The organism is Thalassococcus lentus, assembly GCF_028023555.1.
Classification (GTDB): Bacteria; Pseudomonadota; Alphaproteobacteria; order Rhodobacterales; family Rhodobacteraceae; genus Thalassococcus_A; species Thalassococcus_A lentus.
This window is the reverse complement of the sequence record NZ_JAQIOY010000002.1, coordinates 735,526-752,794: the sequence shown is the minus strand read 5'-3', so window position 1 is coordinate 752,794 and position 17,269 is coordinate 735,526. Positions and strand designations below refer to the sequence as shown.

General features: G+C 58.5%; 16 protein-coding genes. 12 read left to right on the top strand and 4 right to left on the bottom strand.

Going from position 1 to position 17,269, the window contains the following annotated elements:
• Positions 1-50: 50 nt before the first annotated feature.
• Positions 51-1,649 carry a glycerol-3-phosphate dehydrogenase gene (glpD, locus tag PFY00_RS08730; RefSeq protein WP_271432146.1) on the bottom strand — a complete coding sequence of 533 codons (1,599 nt, stop codon included), beginning with the start codon at positions 1,647-1,649 and terminating at the stop codon, positions 51-53.
• Positions 1,650-1,895: 246 nt separating this feature from the next.
• Here glpD and PFY00_RS08725 point away from each other — a divergent pair, with 246 nt between their 5' ends.
• The 6 genes from PFY00_RS08725 to PFY00_RS08700 all read left to right on the top strand — a co-directional run bounded on the left by PFY00_RS08725 (position 1,896) and on the right by PFY00_RS08700 (position 9,017).
• Positions 1,896-2,681: a DeoR/GlpR family DNA-binding transcription regulator gene (locus PFY00_RS08725; RefSeq protein ID WP_271432145.1), complete on the top strand. Its 786-nt coding sequence runs from the start codon at positions 1,896-1,898 to the stop codon at positions 2,679-2,681.
• Between the two features lie 19 nt (positions 2,682-2,700).
• Positions 2,701-4,479 carry a sensor histidine kinase gene (locus tag PFY00_RS08720; RefSeq protein ID WP_271432144.1) on the top strand — a complete coding sequence of 593 codons (1,779 nt, stop codon included), beginning with the start codon at positions 2,701-2,703 and terminating at the stop codon, positions 4,477-4,479.
• Entirely contained in the window at positions 4,476-5,768 is a 1,293-nt protein-coding gene (locus PFY00_RS08715) for a sigma-54-dependent transcriptional regulator (RefSeq protein ID WP_271432143.1), read from the top strand. The genes PFY00_RS08720 and PFY00_RS08715 overlap by 4 nt, the downstream gene beginning before the upstream one ends.
• A gap of 145 nt (positions 5,769-5,913) precedes the next feature.
• Entirely contained in the window at positions 5,914-6,924 is a 1,011-nt protein-coding gene (gene dctP / locus PFY00_RS08710) for a TRAP transporter substrate-binding protein DctP (RefSeq protein ID WP_271432142.1), read from the top strand.
• A 69-nt stretch (positions 6,925-6,993) separates the two neighbouring features.
• Positions 6,994-7,617 (top strand): TRAP transporter small permease subunit, encoded by a 624-nt coding sequence (locus tag PFY00_RS08705; RefSeq protein WP_271432141.1) that lies wholly within the window; start codon positions 6,994-6,996, stop codon positions 7,615-7,617.
• On the top strand, positions 7,617-9,017 hold the full coding sequence (locus tag PFY00_RS08700) for a TRAP transporter large permease (protein WP_271432140.1): 1,401 nt from the start codon (positions 7,617-7,619) through the stop codon (positions 9,015-9,017). Before PFY00_RS08705 ends, PFY00_RS08700 begins: the two co-directional genes overlap by 1 nt.
• Before the next feature lie 24 nt (positions 9,018-9,041).
• On the opposite strand, the gene PFY00_RS08695 is transcribed toward PFY00_RS08700, so the two are convergent.
• On the bottom strand, positions 9,042-9,965 hold the full coding sequence (locus PFY00_RS08695; protein WP_271432139.1) for a LysR family transcriptional regulator: 924 nt from the start codon (positions 9,963-9,965) through the stop codon (positions 9,042-9,044).
• A 143-nt stretch (positions 9,966-10,108) separates the two neighbouring features.
• On the opposite strand from PFY00_RS08695, the gene PFY00_RS08690 reads away from it, so the two are divergent.
• Positions 10,109-11,080 carry an LLM class oxidoreductase gene (locus tag PFY00_RS08690; protein ID WP_271432138.1) on the top strand — a complete coding sequence of 324 codons (972 nt, stop codon included), beginning with the start codon at positions 10,109-10,111 and terminating at the stop codon, positions 11,078-11,080.
• 2 nt (positions 11,081-11,082) lie between these two features.
• Positions 11,083-11,874, top strand: a complete 792-nt coding sequence (locus tag PFY00_RS08685) for an SDR family NAD(P)-dependent oxidoreductase (RefSeq protein WP_271432137.1) — start codon at positions 11,083-11,085, stop codon at positions 11,872-11,874.
• Here the strand turns inward: PFY00_RS08685 and PFY00_RS08680 are convergent.
• Positions 11,871-12,728, bottom strand: coding sequence for a LysR family transcriptional regulator (locus PFY00_RS08680; RefSeq protein WP_271432136.1), 858 nt, complete (start codon positions 12,726-12,728; stop codon positions 11,871-11,873). The two genes, PFY00_RS08685 and PFY00_RS08680, sit on opposite strands and share 4 nt — an antisense overlap.
• A gap of 107 nt (positions 12,729-12,835) precedes the next feature.
• Here PFY00_RS08680 and PFY00_RS08675 point away from each other — a divergent pair, with 107 nt between their 5' ends.
• Genes PFY00_RS08675 through PFY00_RS08660 form a run of 4 tightly spaced genes read left to right on the top strand, consistent with a single transcriptional unit; the run spans position 12,836 to position 16,741 of the window.
• Positions 12,836-13,435 (top strand): amino acid synthesis family protein, encoded by a 600-nt coding sequence (locus PFY00_RS08675; protein WP_271432135.1) that lies wholly within the window; start codon positions 12,836-12,838, stop codon positions 13,433-13,435.
• Entirely contained in the window at positions 13,407-14,216 is an 810-nt protein-coding gene (locus PFY00_RS08670; protein WP_271432134.1) for an alpha/beta fold hydrolase, read from the top strand. Before PFY00_RS08675 ends, PFY00_RS08670 begins: the two co-directional genes overlap by 29 nt.
• Before the next feature lie 3 nt (positions 14,217-14,219).
• Entirely contained in the window at positions 14,220-15,254 is a 1,035-nt protein-coding gene (locus tag PFY00_RS08665) for an LLM class flavin-dependent oxidoreductase (protein ID WP_271432133.1), read from the top strand.
• Between the two features lie 8 nt (positions 15,255-15,262).
• The gene (locus PFY00_RS08660; protein ID WP_271432132.1) at positions 15,263-16,741 is read left to right on the top strand and encodes an aldehyde dehydrogenase; all 1,479 of its coding nucleotides are present in this window, start codon (positions 15,263-15,265) and stop codon (positions 16,739-16,741) included.
• 18 nt (positions 16,742-16,759) lie between these two features.
• Here PFY00_RS08660 and PFY00_RS08655 read toward each other — a convergent pair whose 3' ends face one another.
• A complete protein-coding gene (locus PFY00_RS08655) occupies positions 16,760-17,233 on the bottom strand; it encodes a MarR family winged helix-turn-helix transcriptional regulator (protein ID WP_271432131.1) in 474 nt (157 codons plus the stop codon).
• Positions 17,234-17,269: the final 36 nt, after the last annotated feature.

Sequence of the window (17,269 nt, the reverse complement as noted above, 5' to 3'; positions counted from 1 at the left end):
CCTAATCATTGGCGTCGGCCCCTAGATCACAGGGGCCGGCGCGTGCCGATCTATTCGGCTGCGACGGGCGCCTCTGCCCGATTTTGGGCCATCCAGTCGTCCAGCGTATTGATCTGCTGGGCAGACAGTCTCAGCCCCAGCTTGTTCCTACGCCAGACCACATCCTGCGCCGTGCGCGCATATTCGCGTGTCATCAGCCATTGGATTTCAGTTTCGGTCAGGGTGGCGCCAAAGTCCTGCCCGAGATCTTCAGCTGAGTTGGCGTCACCCAGAATTTTCGAGGCTTCGGTTCCGTAGGCGCGCACAAGGCGTTTGGCCCAGAAATCGGTCAGGAACGGATAGGCCCGTTTCAATTCGGCAATCAGCGTTTCGACACCATCAACCGCAAAATCTCCGCCGGGCAGGGGGGCACCTGCGGTCCACGGGTCTTTGGCCACGTCCAGATGCTTGCCGATGTGTTCCAGTGCGCTTTCCGCAAGACGCCGATAAGTGGTGATCTTGCCGCCAAAGATGTTCAGGATTGGCGCACCGGTACTGACATCGACCTTGAGCGTGTAATCCCGTGTGGCCGCCGTGGCGCTGCTGGCGCCATCATCATAAAGCGGGCGCACACCCGAGTAGGTCCAGACCACATCCTCGGCGGTCAACTCCTGCTTGAAGTAATCGTTGGCAAAGTTCAGCAGGTAGTCGCGCTCCTGATCGGTGCATTCCGGCTTTGTCGACGGATCATCATGTTCGGCGTCCGTTGTACCGATCAATGTAAAATCGGTCTCATAGGGGATTGCGAAAATGATGCGTCCATCGGTTCCCTGAAAGAAATAGCATTTTTCGTGGTCAAAGAGCCGTTTTGTCACGATATGGCTGCCGCGAACCAAACGCACGCCTTCGCGGGAATTCAGGCTGACCTTGGATTGGATGATGTCCCCGACCCATGGACCGCCTGCATTGACGAGCATCCGGGCGTATTCCGTGCGCGTTTCGCCATTTTCGATATTTTGCGTTTCAATTTCCCAAATACCGTTTTCCGAACGCGCAGACAGGACTTTGGTCCGGGTCATGATTTCGGCACCACGGGCCTGTGCGTCGCGTGCATTCAAGACCACCAGACGGGAATCTTCGATCCAGCAGTCTGAATATTCGTAGGCTTTGGCAAAGCGATCGTCCAACGGCCCGCCTTCGGCAGAGGTAGTCAAATCGACGGTGCGCGTACCGGGCAGGATGTTTCGACCGCCAAGATTGTCATAGAGAAACAAGCCCAGACGGATCAGCCACGACGGACGTCTGCCTTTCATCCACGGCATGAAGAAACCCAATAGCCGGGACGTGGGCGTGTTAGATTCAAACCGCATATCTTTATGATAAGGAAGTACAAATCGCATTGGCCAGCTGATGTGTGGCATTGCTTTCAGCAACACTTCCCGTTCGATCAACGCTTCGCGAACAAGGCGGAATTCGAAGTATTCAAGGTAACGCAGCCCGCCATGAAACAGCTTGGTCGAGGCCGAAGACGTCGCAGAGGCCAGATCATTCATTTCCGCCAAGCTGACTGACAATCCGCGCCCGGCGGCGTCCCGTGCGATCCCGCAGCCATTAATGCCACCGCCAATGATGAACAGGTCTTTGACCTGCTTTTCTGTGTTGCCTTGCATGAGTCGACCCCAGTTTCAATTCAGATGCGTTTTGCGCGTATCGAGGTAAAAAGGCAAGCCAGTGATGTTCGTTTGTGTTCGTTTCGGTGAAAAGCGGCCACTTTTCGAGGCAAGGGCGTAACCAAGGGGCGCGTTTTTGTGAGTTTGTGCCGCCTAGCTCGCCAATAGGGTTTGATTTGGCCTTGGATTTGGGTTTGTGTGCCTGTGCCTCGACATGTCGGGCGAAAAACGAATGAAAGACAAATCATGTCGCAGACCTTCCGGCATCCGGAAATCCTCGAAATCGCGCGGCGCGAAGGCAAGGTCACTGTCGAAGGGCTAGCGGCACGCTTTGGCGTGACGCTTCAAACGATCCGCCGGGATTTGACCGATCTGGCCGAGGCAGGCCGATTGGAACGTGTGCATGGGGGGGCTGTCTTGCCCTCGGGCACACATAACATCGGATACGAAGAGCGCCGGTCGCTGAACCAATCGGCCAAACGCGCCATGGCCCGTGCCTGCGCAGCCGAGGTTCCCAACGGGGTTTCGCTGTTTCTGAACATCGGAACCTCGACCGAAGCGGTTGCAGAAGAGTTGCTGCATCATGAAAACCTCATGGTGGTGACGAACAACATGAACGTCGCCAACATTCTGGTTGCCAACAAAAGCTGCGAAATCATCGTGACGGGCGGCAGCCTGCGCCGCGCGGATGGCGGTTTGGTGGGTACGCTGGCGGCCGAGACGATCCGGCAGTTCAAGTTCGATCTAGCGGTCATCGGATGCTCGGCGCTGGATCGCGACGGCGATCTGTTGGATTTTGATATTCAGGAGGTCAGCGTCAGCCAGACTATCCTGCGCCAGTCGCGCAAGACGTTTCTCGTGGCGGATCATACGAAATTTGCACGCAGCGCGCCTGCACGGATCGGTTCGCTGGCCGACGTGGATACCGTGTTCACGGACACCGCCTTGCCGCCCGGTTTGGCCCAAGCCTGCGATGGCTGGGGCACCCGCGTTGTTGACATCTCTGAAGAGCTTGTAACCGAAGTACCTTGAAAACCGCGCGGAATGCGGCATGACATGGGGGCACACGCGGCAGGGGGATGCCGCCAGCCCGAGGCCGACCATGCCGAACCGCCTTTTCAGTCTGTTGACCGTCGCTTTGCTGATGGTTGCCTCGGTGGCGCTGTACTGGGCCTCGTTTTCCTATTTCAAGGCTGAAGAAATCGAAAAGGCCGCCGCGCGACTGACCCTCTATCGCAGCACGCTGACCTCTGAGCTGAGACACTTTGCGCATCTGCCTTTTCTGCTCTCGCTTGATCCGGTGGTTGGTCGCAGCCTTACGGGCACGGTTGATCCCGATCTCGACTATCGACTGGCCCGTTTTGCGCAAAGCGCCGGTTTGGATGCGATGTATCTGATGGATAGCACTGGCCAGACCATCGCAGCATCGAACGCCAGCAGCCCCAGCAGTTTCAAAGGGCAAAACTACGCATTCAGACCCTACTTTCAGGACGCCATGCGCGGAGAGCTGGGCGAATTTTACGGGATTGGGGCAACCACCGGCATTCCGGGTTACTTTTATGCCATGGCAGTGCGTCCACCGGGCGAAGGCACCAAGGGCGTCATTGCCATCAAGGTCGATCTGTCTGCCTTGCAGGACACCTGGCAGGCCTCGGGCGAACGGATCATTCTGGCCAATGCAGATGGTGTTGTGCTGTTGGCGTCCGATCCGCAGTGGCGTTACCGCACCTTGGGCGGACTGACCAATGACCAGCGGCAGAACATTCTGGCCTCCCGTCAATTCGGGAATGAACCGCTTGAGGCTCTGGACTGGGAATTCGACCTGAACCGGCAGACCGCGCAGGTCGGAGGACAAGACCTGCTCTATCTGCGCACCGCAGATTTGCCCAATAGCTGGTCGTTGCACTTTTTTGCGCCGGACGATCCGGCGATGACCCGTGCCTCTCTGACCACCGGGGCTTTTCTGGCGTTGGTGTTGCTCAGCTTTAGCGCTCTGCAGGTCAACCGGTTGCGCCGGGTACGGCTGGCGCTTCGCGAATCCGAGCGCGAGGAAACGGCGCTGCGCCACGCGAACACCCGGCTCGCAGTTGAGATTGAAGAACGCAGACTGGCCGAACAAAACCTGCAAAAGACCCAAGCCGAGCTGGAACGGGCAGGGCGTCTGGCGGCATTGGGAACGCTCGCTTCGTCGGTGACCCATGAATTGGGGCAGCCAATCGCAGCTATGCGCAATCAGATCGCGGCATCCGAGATGACGGTGGGCCCAACACCTCTGGCCGACAAGATGCAGGGGCTGGTCGCGCGCATGGAAAACATCACGCAGCAGCTAAAGTTCTTTTCGCGAAAGGGGCGAGACAGTTTCGAGACATGCGATTTACGCGACATCATCAGCGATGCGCTGGAACTGCTCGAACCCAGCATTGAGGCCAGATCAGCAACGGTGGATGCTTCGGGTCTGAATGATGACACCAGCCTTTTTGCAAACCGTTTGCGGATAGAACAGGTGGTTACAAACATCGTGCGCAACGGGCTGGATGCCATCGAGGGCGCGCCTGAGCGGCGGATTGTTATCCGCAGCGGAACGGATCAGGATACGGTCTGGTTTGAGGTCGCCGATACCGGGCCGGGGCTGGGTGACAAGAGCCTTGAGGATCTCAAGGAACCATTCGCCACAACGCGGGCCAGCGGCAATGGCATGGGGCTGGGCCTGACGATTTCAGCTGGTATTGTTGCCGATCACGGCGGCACGATCGCGGCCCGCTCTGATCCGGGCAAGGGGGCGGTCTTTCGGGTGGAACTGCCAAAACGCCAATCGGGGAACAACCAATGACGGCCTATCGCATCCTGATCATTGATGATGACCGGCTTATGCGGAATTCACTGGTTGATCTGATCGAAGCGGCGGGCTGGACGGCCAAGGCGCTGGCGCGCGCGACCGAAGCGCATCTTTGGATCGATCAGTTCAATCCGGATGTCATTCTCAGCGATGTGCGTATGCCGGACATGACCGGGCTAGATTTGTTGAAGACCTTGCCCGTAACGCAGCCGGTCGTCCTGATTTCGGCGCATGGTGATATTCCGATGGCCGTCGAAGCCATGAGCGCAGGTGCATATAGCTTTGTCGAAAAACCGTATGACCCCAAGCGGCTGCTGCTGATCCTGTCTCATGCCGCTGAACAAAACCAGATGCGCGCGCGTAATATGCGTCTGCGTGAACGCCTGCATCAGGTGTCCGGGCTGGACCGGGTTCTGCTGGGGCAGACCAACGACATGCACCGTCTGCGTGAAGCGATCACCATGGTTGGCGAAAGCGATGCATCAGTGCTGCTGCACGGAGAGACAGGCACAGGCAAGGATCTGGTCGCGCGGGCGCTGCACGATATTTCAGCCCGTTGTGACGGGCCCTATGTCAAGGTCAGCGCAGCGCAGATCAGTGCTGAGCACCTGGCCCATATCGCACAAAACGCGAATGGCGGGACGCTGTTTCTGGATGAAATCTGCGCATGCCCCTTGGGCGTGCAGCCGATGTTGCTGGGCTTGATCGAAACCGGCGAAGTGCTGTCGCCGGGCCAAGGCGGCGTTCAGACCGTTGATTTGCGGATCATCTCGTCTACCAACGAAGACGCAGAGCAGGCCGCGCGTGAGGGCCGGTTGCGGCGTGATCTACTGTATCGGCTTGATGGTTTCGCCCTGCATCTGCCACCTCTGCGCAATCGATTGGATGACGTGGCCCTGCTGATGCAGCGGTTCTTGCAGGAATTCAGTGCCTTGTACGAAATCGATCCGCCGGATGTCGCGGATGCCGATCTGTCTGCCTTGCTGGCACATGACTGGCCCGGAAACGTGCGGGAGTTGCGCAATGTTGCCGAACGGCGGGTCATGATGGCGCGTCATGGAACGGGCTCGATGCAGGATGCGATCTCTGGAACGGGGCTGGACCCGGCGGCGCGTCCGGGTCTGCGCGAGGCCGTGGCAGCCTTTGAGAGACAGGTGATCGGCCGGGCCATTCAGACCCATCAGGGGCGTATGGACGACGCGGCGGAATCGCTGGGCATCGGCAGGCGCACGTTGAACGAAAAGATCGTCAAATTGGGTTTGGACAAGGATTCTCTGCTCTGACATCCGGGGGTTTTATGTCGCCAATGTCAGCTCTGCGGAAATCCGCAGGCCAGTGCGTCAGGCCCGCGCGTTTTTCTTCATGAGTCCCGCAGCCCAGAACCTGCTTTATTCCATTCCATCGTATTTCCTTGGGAGGAGAGAAGGAATGAACAAGTATCTGAGCGGCGCTGTCGCGGCCACCATCGCGGCAACATTTGCGGGTGAAGCACTGGCGACAGAGTGGAACGTTTCGCTTTGGGGTAAACGCCGGGCCTTTACCGAGCACGTCGAAAAACTGGCCGAACTGGTCAGCGAGAAGACAGGCGGCGAATTCACGCTGAACATCAGCTACGGCGGCCTGTCCAAGAACCGTGAGAACCTTGACGGCATCTCGATCGGCGCGTTTGAAATGGCGCAGTTCTGCGCAGGTTATCACCGCGACAAGAATCCGTCGATCACCGTGCTTGAACTGCCGTTCCTTGGTGTGTCTTCGCTGGAGCAGGAAGTGAAGCTGTCCATGGCGGTCTATGAGCATCCGGCGACCGTCGCCGATCTGGCGCGCTGGAATGCAACGCTGCTGATGCCATCGCCACTGCCGCAGTACAACATCGTCGGTATGGGCGCCGCGCCGTCCACGCTCGCTGACTTTGACGGTCTGAGCGTCCGGGCAACTGGCGGCATCGGTGCAGCTATGGAAACCATCGGCGCCGTGCCCACCTCCATGTCTGCGTCCGAGGTTCGTCAGGCCATGGACAGCGGAGTGGTCAAGGCCGTGGCCTTTGCACCGCATGCGCATATGTCCTTTGGAACAATTGAAAACGGCACGTGGTGGACAGCAAACCTGAACCCCGGCACGGTCAACTGCCCGGTGGTGGTGAACACCGATGCTCTTGAAGGTCTGAGCGATGCACATCGCGAAGCGCTGCTTGGATCGATCGAAGAGTCGCTGGATCACTACATCGCCAACTACAATGGCGCGACCATGGAAGCATGGGGCCCTGCGCTGGCGGAACGCGGCATCGAGACCGTGACATTCTCGGATGCAGAAATCGATGCGTTCAAAGAGGCGGCCGCGGCCCCTGCGGCTGCTGCGTGGATCGAGCAGAACGGCGCGGCAGGTCTGCCAGCCCAAGAGCTCTATGACATGGTCACAGGCATGATTGCCGAGAGCATGTAATTCGCTTGGCCCCGCGGTTTCTGGATCGCGGGGCCGGTTCGACCTCCTACACAATTCCATGAGGCCAATATGGCGACCCCCTCTCTCGTGCTGTCCGATGACAGCGCGCTCAGTGCGTTTGACCATGCATTATTGCGGCTTGAACGCGGCTTTGCCCTTGTTAGCGGACTGGCTGTCTTCAGTCTGATGCTGCTGGCTGTCGTGTCGGTCAGCGGGCGCAACGCAATCAATGCCCCCTTGCCGGGTTATGTGGACTGGATCGAACAGGTCATGCCGTTGATCGCCTTTATGGGCGTATCCTTTGTGATGCGCGAAGGCGGCCACATTCGGATGGACATTCTGGTCAGCGCCTTGAAGGGCAGGGCGCTTTATAGCGTCGAGTTGATTACCACGCTGGCGGTTCTCCTGCTCATGGCGCTGATGGTCTGGGGCTCATGGGCGCATTTCCAGCGCAGTTTCGACTTTGGCGCACCAATGTGGAGCCGCGATAGCTCGATGGACATCGCTCTGCCGATCTGGCCTGCAAAGCTGATGGCTCCCCTAGCCTTTGGGGTGTTGTGCCTGCGGCTCTGCCTGCAGGTCTGGGCCTACGCCCGGGCCATAGTGACCGGCCGTCCGATTGCCGTGCCACTGATCGCCGATGCCGCAACACAAGCGCGCATGGAAGCCGAGCAAGTGAAAGAACAGGACTGATGGAACCGATCGAAATTGGAATTTGGGTGACAGGCGGCCTGTTGGTGCTTGTCGTTCTGGGAATGCGCGTGGCCTTTGCCGCCGGACTGGCGGGAATGCTGGGCCTGATCTGGATATTCTGGGCCAAGAAGGACTATGGCATCGACGATTTTGGTTGGGCACTGACGGTGGCCGTGAAGACGGCCGGGCAGGTGCCTCACTCCAAAGTGTCCAGTCAGGCGCTGAGCCTGATCCCCACCTTCATCCTGATTGGCTATCTTGCCTATCATGCCGGTCTGACCAAAGCGCTGTTCGAGGCGGCGAAACGCTGGATCGCATGGGTGCCAGGGGGATTGGCTGTCTCGACCGTCTTCGCAACAGCCGGGTTTGCTGCCGTATCGGGCGCTTCTGTTGCCACCTCGGCTGTTTTTGCGCGGATCGCGATCCCCGAGATGCTGAAGATCGGCTACAACAAGCAATTCGCTGCGGGTGTGGTTGCTGCGGGCGGCACCTTGGCCAGCCTGATCCCGCCTTCTGCGATCCTTGTGATCTATGCAATCATCGTGGAACAGGACGTGGGCAAGCTGCTGCTGGCGGGTTTCATTCCCGGCGCGTTTTCCGCGCTGATCTACGCAGGTCTGATCATCACCATGGCTCTGACGATCAAGGATTTTGGCCCGCCACTGAGCGGCTTTACGTGGCGCGAAAGGTTTGAGTCCTTGCCTCCGGCATTACCCATCATCTTTGTGGTCGTGACCATTATTTGCTTTGTCTACAATCCCTTTGGCGGTGATGCCTGGGGCACGCCGACCGAAGGAGGGGCCATCGGCGCGTTCGTGGTCTTTCTCATGGCTGTTTACCGCGGGATGCGCTGGCCGCAGCTCAAAGAGGCATTGTTGGAAACGGCCAAGCTGAGCGTGATGATCTTTACGATCATCTGGGGTGTGCTGGTCTACGTCCGTTTTCTGGGCTTTGCGGATCTGCCCAGTGCCTTTTCGGACTGGATCACCTCGCTTGAATACAGCCCGATGCTGATCCTTGTTTGCATTCTACTCGCCTATGCGGTGCTGGGCATGTTCATGGATGCCATCGGCATGCTGCTTCTGACCTTGCCTGTGGTCTACCCGGCGGTCATGGCGCTGAACGGTGGCGAATTTGTCAGCGCGGCGGACAGCACGTTTGGGATGAGCGGCCCAATGTGTGCGATCTGGTTTGGTATTCTGGTGGTCAAAATGGCCGAGTTTTGCCTGATCACACCGCCCATTGGTCTGAACTGCTTTGTGGTGGCCGGGGTTCGGGATGATCTTTCGGTGCAGGATGTGTTCCGCGGCGTGACGCCGTTCTTTATCGCCGACGCCATCACAATTGCGCTTTTGGTGACGTTCCCCTGGATCGTCCTTTGGCTGCCCAGCCTTGCGTGACCATTTAGGCGGGGTCGTCTTTGGCTAAATGCCGGGCGATCCCGCCGTCGCCAAGTCAGCGTTGTCTTTGACGTGCTTCAAAAGAAAATCGATCAACGCGCGGACTTTGGGCGACAGTACATTTGCTTTGGGATAAATCAGCCAAAGCGCCGAGTCAGCCTCTCCGCGCCAGTCTGGCAGGACCTTCTGCAACCTGCCTTCACGCAAGTCGTTTTGCACGCTCCACAGAGAGTTCAGCGATATTCCGGCACCATGGATCGTGGCGATCTTTTGGCTAAGGCCGTCATCCACAATCAACCGGCCCGAAGCCGCGCGCGTGTCAAAGCGCGCGATTGCCCCGTTGGGACCAACCAAAGATCGCGGCGTTTGATCCCGAAACGCAATGAGGCGATGCTGATCCAGATCCTCTGGTGTGCGGGGCATGCCAAATTCGCTGAGATACTCTGGCGCCGCGCAAAGAACACGCGTGTCGTCAGACAGTTTGCGACCCTTCAGACTGCTGTCAGCCATGACCGTGTTGCGCAGGGCCAGATCATAGCTTCCCTCGATCAGATCAAGCTGCAGATCGGACAGGTGTAGATCCAGCGTGATGCCGGGGTGCTGTTTCAAAAACAGCGGCAGCACTGGGGCGATGTAGAGTTGAGCGAAGGTGCTGGGCGCCGTGAAACGTAGCCTGCCTGAAATGACATGTTCCCTTCGACCCAATGCAGAAAGCGCGGCATCCTCTTGGGCCAGTATTTCCCGTGCGAAAGGCAGGAATTCTGTGCCCTCGATCGACAGTGCGACCTTGCGGGTTGTCCGGTGCAGTAGGTCAGCGCCCACGGTTTGTTCCAGTTTCGCCAGACGGGCACTGGACACCGCCGGCGCCAGACCAAGTGCGCGACCCGCTGCGCTGATATTTCGTTTTTCAGCGGCAAGCACAAACAGGCGAAGGGCTTCTGTGTCCATTCAATTATATCCAGAATCCGAATTAAGAATGCAAAATTCTGCCGTTTATTTTGGATTTGGCAATATCCTATTCTACACCATGCCAGATTGGCAGGGGCCGTTCCTGCGTTTGTCTGGGCGATCGCACCGAAGGGGGCCTGAGTTTGGACATACACCGACAGCCGTTTCCACAGATCAATGCGGCTTACAATTCGGCATTTGTACCGGGAAAGCTGACCCTTGGATTGGTCGCGCCTCTCGATTCCTATGCGGTTGGCGCGGTGCCCGATCTGACACGGCACATTGAACGCGTGAAGTTGGCGGATGCATTGGGCTTTGCCGCGATATGGTTGCGGGATGTGCCGTTCAATGTGCCCAGTTTTGGTGACGTTGGGCAGGTTTTTGATCCGTTTGTCTATCTCGGAGCGCTTTCCATGGCCACCAGCCGCATTGCGCTGGGCGTTGCGTCGATCATCTTGCCATTGCGGCATCCGGCCCATGTGGCAAAGGCGGCGGCTTCTGTCGATGTGTTGTCAGGGGGGCGTCTGCTGCTTGGCGTCGCGTCCGGGGATCGTCCCGAAGAGTATCCGGCCATGAATATGGACTATCCCGACCGTGGTGTGCGGTTTCGGGACAGTTTTGACTATATTCGGGCGATGGCCGACGATTTCCCCAATTTGAATGCCCGACAAGGCAGCTTGGGGGGCAGTTTGGACATGTTGCCCAAACCAGATGGTGCACGGCTCCCATTGATGATCACAGGCGGTGCGCAACAATCACCTGCCTGGGTCGCCGCACATGGAGACGGGTGGATCACTTACCCGCGGGATGCTGCGGCACAGGGGCAAAGCGTGGCTGCCTACCGTGACAGGATCACGGAACATAAGTTGCCGAACAAGCCGGTGATACAATCGCTCTATGTCGACCTTTTGGCAGATCCAGACGCCGCGCCGCACCCAATCCATCTTGGATTTGCGTCTGGTGTGAATTTCCTAAGGACGTATCTGCAGGACCTTCAACGCCATGGGATCAATCATGTGGCTTTGAACCTGCGGCTGAACAGGGCGGATACAGAAGACACAATGGCGCAGATCGCGCGGGATCTGTTGCCGGAATTTGGAACGGAGGGAGCGTAGCAATGGGCAAGACTATTCTGATCACTGGGGCAACAGACGGCATTGGCCTGCTGACGGCCGAAAAACTGGCAAATGCCGGTCACACCGTTCTGATCCACGGGCGCAATCGGGACCGTCTGAATGCAGCGGCAGCCCGGGTCGGCGCTGGATCTGACACCTATTTGGCTGATCTTTCGAAAATGCAGGACGTGGTCAAACTGGCGCAAGACGTGAAGTCTGGGCATGGGTCGCTGGACATCCTCATCAACAACGCTGGGGTCCTGAAGACCCCCGACGTTCTGACCGAAACCGGACGGGATGTCCGGTTCGAGGTCAATACATTGGCCCCCTATGTGCTGACGCGTCTTTTGCTGCCTTCAATGCCGCAGTCGGGCCGCGTCGTGAACCTGTCCTCGGCGGCGCAGGCTCCTGTGGATGTGTCGGCGATGCAGAGCTTTCGGGCCATGGGCGATATGGAAGCCTATGCGCAAAGCAAGCTTGCGATCACCATCTGGTCTGCGGCGCTTGCCGGGCAAATGCCGAATGGGCCGGTTGTCGTTTCGGTCAATCCTGGCTCGCTTCTGGCATCCAAGATGGTCAAGGAAGGTTTCGGTTTGGCGGGCAGTGATCTGAATATCGGGGCGGATATTCTCGTTGACGCAGCGTTGGGTCCTCGTTTTTCAGCGGCAACAGGCCGTTATTTTGACAATGACAGTGGCCGCTTTGCAGAGCCCCATGCAGCAGCTTTGGATCACGATCACGTCGCATCCGTCATGGCTGTGCTGGACGAAATGGCTGCGCCCTATCTGGACTAGTCCAAAGCGTGCGCAGATTGGATCTTGGTCAGCAGCCAGTCACGAAACAGCAAGGCTGAGGGGTGGCTTTCGTTCACAGACAGCCAGTATCCTTCTTGGGCGTTCAGGGATCCGGGATGCGCGCGCATCAGTTGGCCTGATTGAACCGCATCGCGGGCCAGCAAGGCGCTGACCAGCGCAACGCCCAACCCCTGCATGGCCAGATGCAGCGCCATTCCGTAAGAGTCTGCAAACAGGCTGGGGGCGGCGGGATTGCCATAGGCATCCCCCCAAGCCCGCCATCCGCCCGATGTGCCCACGGCCTCGATGCGTGGCAGGGTGTCGAAAGGCTGATCCAGCTTTGCGGATTTGAGCGTGATCAACTGGCTGGGCTCTAAACGGGTTGCGGCGCGGCCAACCTGTTTGGCCGATCCAAACCGAATTTCCACATCGGCGCGCGCGCTCAGGAAATCATCTGGCCAGATCGCGCTGAGAAACCGGACACGGGTTTGCGGATGGGCCGCGAGGAATTCATGCAGGTGCGGGGCGATGACCCACTGCGTGACACTGACCGAGGCCGCGACGATCAGTTGGTTTTCCTTTGGCCCGGCATCAATCCCTTCGATTGCACCGGAAAGTTGTTCCAGTGCCGCGCCAACCTGAGGCAGCAATTGCCGCCCGCCGTCTGTCAGCGAAAGACCGCGGGCACGGCGTGTAAACAGCGGAATGCGCAATCGGGTTTCCAGCGCCTTCACCTGCTGGCTGACAGCGGATTGGGTCATGCCCAGCTCTTCGGCCGCAGCGGTAAAGCTGAGATGGCGCGCGGCAGATTCAAAGGCCCGAATCCAGGTCAGGGGCGGCAGGGAGCGGTTCATTGGTCAAGCAACTCATTAGTGTTGCTAATACCTAAGACTGCAATTCATTCGTTTGTCAAAAAAACCGGGCTGGCAGAAGGTTACGGCGCGCCATTCAGGAGAACGACATGCAGCCGGATATTCGAAAGATCGTGACCTATGACGAAGAGGTTCTGATCGAAGGCTTTCGGGCTGCCGAAAGGCCATGGCGTATGTTCGCGGTGGCCGCTGTTGTTCGGAACCCATGGGCCGGACGGTTTGTGGAGGACCTCAAACCTGAAATTCAGGCCTACGGGCCGGTGTTGGGTGAGATGATGACAGCACGGATGATCGCACTTGCCGGCAGCGGTGAGGCCATCGAGGCCTATGGTAAGGCCGCAGTTGTCGGGCTGGATGGCGAGGTCGAACATGCGTCGGGCCTGATCCATACATTGCGGTTCGGCAATTTTTATCGAGAAGCGGTTGGCGCCAAATCCTATCTGGCGTTCACGAACACGCGCGGTCCGGCGAATGCGCCAATCATGGTGCCCCTGATGGACAAGAATGATGCCGGACGCCGATCGCATTACCTGACCATTCAGTTCGCGATTCCGGATGCGCCGCGCGCTGATGAAATCGTCGTGGTTCTGGGCGCCGCCACCAGCGGGCGGCCCCATCACCGAATTGGGGATCGCTACCAAGATTTGAAGGATCTGGGACATGACCTGGACAACCCAGCCGCGGTCTGAGTTCGGCGCGCTCTGTTCGATTTCGGTCGGGCAGGGGCCTAGCATTGTTTTGATCCATGGCGTCGGGCTGCGGGCCGAGGCGTGGCAACGTCAGACAGAGGCTCTGATACAGGATTACGAAACCCACGCGGTCGACATGCCCGGACATGGCGAAAGCCTCATGCCACCGGGCACAAAGACGCTGGCCGATTTTGCGGATGCCATAGCATCGGGCATAGATCGCCGGACCATTGTGATCGGTCATTCCATGGGGGCGATGATCGCACTGGATCTTGCCCATCGCTATCCAGACAGGGTTGCCGGGGTGGTGGCGCTCAATGCGATTTACCAACGGACACACAAGGCCAAGATGACCGCTGAGGTCCGCTATGCAAGCTTGCACGAAGATCGGACCGCTGATCCATCGGCCACATTGGACCGGTGGTTTGCCGGGGTCACCAGTCCGGAGCGTAACGCCTGCGAAAGATGGCTGAGGTCCGTCAATCCAGCGAACTATAAAACCGCCTATGGCGTCTTCGCCCGTGGCAATGGACCCAGCGCAGAAGCGTTGAAAGGGCTGCAATGTCCCGCGCTTTTCATGACCGGCGCACAAGAGCCAAACTCGACCCCGCAGATGTCCCGCGCCATGGCCGATCTGGCACCAAAAGGGCGGGCTGTGATTGTCGAAGGCGCGGCACACATGATGCCGATGACCCACCCTCTGGATGTGAACCGCGAACTGCTGGCCTTTGCCGGGCGAGTGTTTGCGTCGGATGTGAACCGTCAAAGCGAGAAAGGTTGAAAGATGGAGTTTTCACTCTTTGCGCATATGGATCGTATGAGCCCTGAACAATCGCATGAAACACTGCATGCCGAGTTTATGTCCCTGTGCAAAATTGCCGATGAATCCGGCATGCGCGCCCTGTGGACCGGCGAACATCATGGGATGGATTTTACGATTTCGCCAAACCCGCTGATGGAACTGGTGAACATCGCCAACCACACCAAAAATCTGCGATTGGGCACGGGCACGATCATTGCGCCTTTCTGGCACCCGATCAAATTGGCAGGCGAAGCGGCCGCAGCAGATATGCTGACTGGTGGGCGGATCGAACTGGGCATCGCACGCGGCGCTTATAGTTATGAATACGAACGGCTGATGCCGGGCATGGATGCTTGGGAAGCCGGGCAGCGTATGCGGGAAATCGCGCCGCTTTTGCCAAAGCTGTGGGAGGGCGACTGCGCCCACGAAGGCGCGTATTTCAGCTTTCCTTCGGCGACGGCCGCACCAAAACCGGTTCAGGACGGCGGCCCGCCGATCTGGATTGCAGCGCGTGATCCCAGCAGCCATGAATTTGGGGTGCAAAACGGGTTCAACATTCAGGTCACGCCGCTTTGGCAGGGCATCGAAGAGATCGAAACACTGATGGGGCGGTTCAATGACGCCTGCAACGACTATTCCGGCCCAAGGCCCAAGATCATGTTGCTGCACCACACCTATGTCGGATCAGACCAAGCAGATGTGGAAAGAGCCTCGCAAGAGCTGTCACGCTTCTATTGCAACTTCGGCGCTTGGTTCCAGAACAAGCGCGCGGTGCATCAGGGGCGGCTTGATCCGCTCACTCAGGAAGAACTGGACGCCAATGCGATGATGGCCCCGTCCAATATGCGCCGCGACTTGACAATAGGAACTGCGCGCGACGTCATTGACCGGATCAAACGCTATGAGGACCTGGGGTATGACGAGTTCTCGTTCTGGATCGACAGCGGCATGAGCTTTGAGCGCAAGCGCGCCTCGCTCGAACGTTTTGTCGAAGATGTCATGCCGCATTTTCAATGAGGGCTTCCATGCAGGCACTACCGCACTATCCGCTATTCATTGACGGCCAATGGACCGAAGGCGCATCTGGGCAAGTCATGGCCTCGCAAAACCCGGCGACCGGTGAGGATTGGGCCAGTTTCGCCTGTGCCGCTCCGCAGGATGTGGAACGCGCTGTTGCAGCGGCGCGGCGGGCTTTGGATGATCCGGACTGGCGTGATCTGACGCAGACGCAGCGCGGGAAACTGCTGTACCGGCTGGCGGAACTGATCGAGCGGGATGCGCAAGAGATCGGCCGTATCGAGACCACCGACAGTGGCAAACTGCTGGCGGAAACGGCCAGCCAATCGGCCTATGTGGGCGACTACTATCGTTACTACGCAGGCTTGGCCGACAAGATCGAAGGCGCGGTTCTGCCAATCGACAAGCCGGATATGCACGTCTTTACCCGGCGCGAGCCGATTGGCGTGGTGGCGGCAATCGTGCCTTGGAACGCGCAAATGTTCCTGACCGCAACAAAACTTGGCCCCGCTTTGGCAGCCGGATGTACCGTGGTTCTGAAAGCCTCGGAAATTGCGCCGGCGCCAATGCTGGAGTTTGCGCGCCTAATCGAAGAGGCGGGCTTTCCAAAGGGGGTGGTGTCGGTGATCACAGGGGATGCGGAAAACTGCGCTATCCCGCTGACACGGCACCCCGACATAGATCGCATCGCCTTTACCGGCGGGCCTGAAACGGCCCGTCACGTGGTACGCAATTCCGCCGAGAACTTTGCTGTCACGACGCTGGAACTGGGTGGGAAATCGCCCATTCTGGTCTTTGATGATGCTGACATTGATGGAGCGGCAAACGGGTTGATCGCAGGGAACTTTGGCGCATCGGGCCAAAGTTGCGTGGCCGGGTCGCGCGGTTTGATCCACCGACCGATCTTTGAAGCGCTGGTGGCCCGGATCACCGAAAAGATGGAACAGGTCGTGATTGGCGATCCGCTCGAAGGTGAAACGCATATCGGCCCGCTTTGCACTGCGGCGCAGATCGACAAGATCAAAGCGACGCTTGCAGCCTCTGTCGAGGGAGGGGCGCGCATCCGGTTTGGTGGTGCACCGTTAGAGCGCCCCGGTAACTACATGGCGCCGACGCTCGTTGAGTGCAGCGGCCCCGAAACGGCCACGCTGAAGACCGAGATGTTCGGACCGGTGATGTCCTTGCTGCCTTTCGACACCGAAGACGAGGCAATCGCATTGGCCAACGCATCCGATTTCGGACTGGGCTCGGGTGTGTTCACGCAGAACGTGGCACGAGCGCATCGTGTGTCATCGCGGCTGAAGGCAGGGATATGCTGGGTAAACACCTATCGCGCGGTATCGCCAATCGCGCCGTTTGGGGGCTACAATCAATCCGGCTATGGGCGAGAGGCGGGAATAGAAGCCATCCATGACTACACCCGCACCAAGACCACCTGGATCAGCACCTCGGACAAACCCATGGCCAATCCCTTTGTGATGCGCTGAGCGGCCGCTGCACTGACCTTAGCGGGATTTTTCGAATCTCGGACGCGCGTCGGGGTCGTCGTCCAGTATCCGGTGAAATTTCTCGATCACCTCGAAAAAGGTTTCGCGCTGGGCCTCTGTCAGATCTGCGATCAGCCTATGTTCGACCTCGATGGCCGAAGGCAGGACCTTGTTCAGGGTGTCGATGCCTTTTTCCGACAGACCGATTTCGACCAGCCTTGCATCATCCGTGCCGGCCTGCTTTGCGACCAGCCCGGCTTTTTCCATGCGGGTGACTGCGCGGCTGACGCGGGATTTTTCAAGATTGGTAAAGACTTGGATGTCCCGCACGGATGCAGTGCCGAGCCGCTGAAGGTTCACCAGAATGCGCCACTCGGCGACCGTAAGCCCGTGGGATTTGCCGTAGTCGGCAGACAGCCTCTGGCTGACACGTTCAGAGATATAGGCCAGCCGGTACGGCAGGAATTCCGCTAGATCGAATTTGTCTGTCATCGGCGCCCCCGGTTCCCTGCAAAGAATATTGACTTT

What these genes read in the sequence shown, in the direction of transcription:
- PFY00_RS08715 (WP_271432143.1), top strand. Translation starts at nt 4,476, where the DNA reads ATGACGGCCTATCGCATCCTGATCATTGATGATGACCGGCTTATGCGG.
- PFY00_RS08720 (WP_271432144.1), top strand. Translation starts at nt 2,701, where the DNA reads ATGACATGGGGGCACACGCGGCAGGGGGATGCCGCCAGCCCGAGGCCG.
- PFY00_RS08665 (WP_271432133.1), top strand. Translation starts at nt 14,220, where the DNA reads ATGGAGTTTTCACTCTTTGCGCATATGGATCGTATGAGCCCTGAACAA.
- PFY00_RS08685 (WP_271432137.1), top strand. Translation starts at nt 11,083, where the DNA reads ATGGGCAAGACTATTCTGATCACTGGGGCAACAGACGGCATTGGCCTG.
- PFY00_RS08700 (WP_271432140.1), top strand. Translation starts at nt 7,617, where the DNA reads ATGGAACCGATCGAAATTGGAATTTGGGTGACAGGCGGCCTGTTGGTG.
- glpD (WP_271432146.1), bottom strand. Translation starts at nt 1,649, where the DNA reads ATGCAAGGCAACACAGAAAAGCAGGTCAAAGACCTGTTCATCATTGGC.
- PFY00_RS08705 (WP_271432141.1), top strand. Translation starts at nt 6,994, where the DNA reads ATGGCGACCCCCTCTCTCGTGCTGTCCGATGACAGCGCGCTCAGTGCG.
- PFY00_RS08655 (WP_271432131.1), bottom strand. Translation starts at nt 17,233, where the DNA reads ATGACAGACAAATTCGATCTAGCGGAATTCCTGCCGTACCGGCTGGCC.
- PFY00_RS08695 (WP_271432139.1), bottom strand. Translation starts at nt 9,965, where the DNA reads ATGGACACAGAAGCCCTTCGCCTGTTTGTGCTTGCCGCTGAAAAACGA.
- PFY00_RS08675 (WP_271432135.1), top strand. Translation starts at nt 12,836, where the DNA reads ATGCAGCCGGATATTCGAAAGATCGTGACCTATGACGAAGAGGTTCTG.
- dctP (WP_271432142.1), top strand. Translation starts at nt 5,914, where the DNA reads ATGAACAAGTATCTGAGCGGCGCTGTCGCGGCCACCATCGCGGCAACA.
- PFY00_RS08725 (WP_271432145.1), top strand. Translation starts at nt 1,896, where the DNA reads ATGTCGCAGACCTTCCGGCATCCGGAAATCCTCGAAATCGCGCGGCGC.
- PFY00_RS08680 (WP_271432136.1), bottom strand. Translation starts at nt 12,728, where the DNA reads ATGAACCGCTCCCTGCCGCCCCTGACCTGGATTCGGGCCTTTGAATCT.
- PFY00_RS08660 (WP_271432132.1), top strand. Translation starts at nt 15,263, where the DNA reads ATGCAGGCACTACCGCACTATCCGCTATTCATTGACGGCCAATGGACC.
- PFY00_RS08670 (WP_271432134.1), top strand. Translation starts at nt 13,407, where the DNA reads ATGACCTGGACAACCCAGCCGCGGTCTGAGTTCGGCGCGCTCTGTTCG.